The organism is Desulfovibrio sp. 1214_IL3152 (assembly GCF_036763055.1).
Lineage (GTDB): Bacteria > Desulfobacterota > Desulfovibrionia > Desulfovibrionales > Desulfovibrionaceae > Desulfovibrio.
Window position 1 is genome coordinate 1 of the sequence record NZ_JBAIYW010000097.1, and the last position, 2367, is coordinate 2367.

The following is a 2367-nucleotide window of genomic DNA, read 5'->3' on the forward strand; positions in this document are numbered from 1 at the left end:
GCGGGGCGTGGCTGTGGCGGCCTGCGCGGCGCACGGCCTTTCCATCAGCGACTATGAGCCTACCCTGGTGAAAAAATCGCTGGTAGGCACGGGCCGCGCCGAAAAAGAGCAGGTCGCCTTCATGGTGCAACGCCTGCTCAATGTCAAAAACGCCAACTGGCCGCTGGACACATCGGACGCTCTGGCCGTGGCCGTGTGCCACCTTACCATGCGGCGCTTTGCGGCTTTGACGGGCAAATAGTCAGGCACTGTTCACATGCTTTTCTGTTCAGCCAGGCGCATCAAAAGTTTTTTCCCGGCTCCGGTGCATCACCGTTTCGGCATGGACAGCCGGCTTCCTGCGAAAAATGCCGACGCGCTCCGCGCGACCACATATCCGCCAGACAAAAAGGGCCTTTCGGCCCTTTGTTATTTTCATCTTCGGAAAAGAACGCTGTGGTCTATTCCACCACAACGGCTTTTTTAATGATGACGTTTTCTCTGGGCACATCATCATAATAGCCTTTTTTGCCGGTGACGATGGCGGCAATCTTGTCCACAACTTCCTGTCCCTTGATCACCTTGCCGAAAACAGCGTAGCCCCAGCCCTGGGGAGTCTGGCTTTTGAAGTCCAGAAAATCGTTGTCCTTGGTATTGATGAAAAACTGGGCCGTGGCCGAATGAGGTTCGCCAGTGCGGGCCATAGCAATGGTATATTTCTTGTTTTTCAGCCCGTTATCCGCTTCGTTGCGGATGGCGGCGCGGGTTTCTTTCTGTTTCATGTCCGGCGTGAAACCGCCGCCCTGAATCATGAAGTTCTTGATCACACGATGAAAAACCGTGCCGTCATAAAAACCTGATTTGACATACTGCACAAAGTTGGCGGTGCTGATGGGAGCCTTGCGGGCGTCCAGACGCACCACAATTTCGCCCATGTTCGTTTCAAGCTTCACTGCCGGATCGGGCGTGGCGGCCTGGGCCGGAGTCATGAAGGGCGCGGCCATAAGGCAAAACGCCAGGGCAAGGGCGCGAAACACGACGCCGGTGCGGAAAAGTTTCATATGTATCTCCTTGCGCTACTGCGGTGTAAAGGCCGGAAAAAACCCGGCGGTGCGTGAAAAACTACCATGCCGGCACGCGTCCATCAAGTTGCCGCAGATGCCGTCAGGCGGATTCTGTAACAGAAATGTCACATTTGACGCCGTTATCCGGGACAGAGAGCACTTGCTAAACACGGCTTGTGTCATATAGTATGAAGAGGAAGATAAAAAAATACGGCTTGTCCGGCGTACGGAACAGGCATGAAAAAAACGGTTCGTTGCCAAGCATTTCATGCGCTTCAGATATACCTGTTCCAAAGACGCTTCGGATGCAACAGTTTTTTTGGAGGAGAGTAATGACCAATCCCCGCAGTGTAGCGCATAGTGGCGTAAGCAGTGTTGCTTCCCTTTACATGCGCCAGGTTTACCAGTGGATGACGCTGGGCCTTGGCGTCACCACCGTTATGGCCTGGTTTGTAGCCAGCACGCCCGCAGTGCAGCAGGTCATCTTCGGCAATTCGCTGATCATGATCGGCCTCATCGTGGCGCAGTTCGGCCTTGTTATCGCCATTTCCGCCGCCGTGCATAAAATGTCCGGCAGCACGGCCACGGGGCTTTTTCTGCTCTATTCCGCGCTGACAGGGGCAACGCTGTCGTCCATTTTTGTGGTCTACCCCATTGCCTCCATCACCAACGCCTTTCTGGTCACCACCGGAACCTTCCTGGCCATGACCGTGTACGGAACCGTGACCAAGCGCGATCTTACGGCCATGGGCAGCTTTCTGTTCATGGGCCTGATCGGCATCGTTATCGCCATGGTGGTCAATATCTTCCTCAAGAGCGCCATGATGGACTTTGTGGTGAGCTGCCTTGGCGTACTCATTTTTACCGGCCTTACGGCCTATGACACACAGAAGCTGCGCCGGTTCGGCGAAAGCGCCCCCCTGGACGACGCCACGGCCCTGCGCCGCGGCGCCATTTTGGGCGCGCTGACCCTGTACCTGGACTTTATCAATCTTTTCCTCATGCTGCTGCGCCTCTTCGGCGGCAACCGCAACTGATTGCCGCAATACGGGCAACAGCCTGAGAGCAAGCACGCGATGGGGGGCGAAAGGCCATGCCTTTTGCCCCTTTTTCACGCCTTGCCGGTGAATAATTTTTATGAAAAAGCAAAAAAAACTTCGCGGAGCCACTACGGCTTCCGCACCTTTCAACGGCGGTTTTCCCTCGCCTGAGGAACTGCTGCAGACCCTTGCCGCCCAGAACCGCCCCATGCGGCTGGACGGCCTTTTGCGTGTTCTGGGCCTTGCCCGCCGCGAAAGAAAAGAGCTGGAAGCCGCTCTTGGCG

General features: G+C 55.8%; 4 protein-coding genes. 3 read left to right on the top strand and 1 reads right to left on the bottom strand.

Annotated features, from left to right (window positions below):
• A partial coding sequence (locus V6C07_RS01870; RefSeq protein WP_333534694.1) for a crossover junction endodeoxyribonuclease RuvC occupies nucleotides 1-241 on the top strand: 241 nt, incomplete at its 5' end.
• Nucleotides 242-440: 199 nt separating this feature from the next.
• On the opposite strand, the gene V6C07_RS01875 is transcribed toward V6C07_RS01870, so the two are convergent.
• The gene (locus V6C07_RS01875; RefSeq protein ID WP_442886209.1) at nucleotides 441-1040 is read right to left on the bottom strand and encodes a peptidylprolyl isomerase; all 600 of its coding nucleotides are present in this window, start codon (nucleotides 1038-1040) and stop codon (nucleotides 441-443) included.
• A gap of 335 nt (nucleotides 1041-1375) precedes the next feature.
• On the opposite strand from V6C07_RS01875, the gene V6C07_RS01880 reads away from it, so the two are divergent.
• Nucleotides 1376-2080 carry a Bax inhibitor-1/YccA family protein gene (locus tag V6C07_RS01880; protein ID WP_333534695.1) on the top strand — a complete coding sequence of 235 codons (705 nt, stop codon included), beginning with the start codon at nucleotides 1376-1378 and terminating at the stop codon, nucleotides 2078-2080.
• Between the two features lie 100 nt (nucleotides 2081-2180).
• The coding region (locus V6C07_RS01885; protein WP_333534696.1) for a hypothetical protein at nucleotides 2181-2367 on the top strand (187 nt) is incomplete at its 3' end.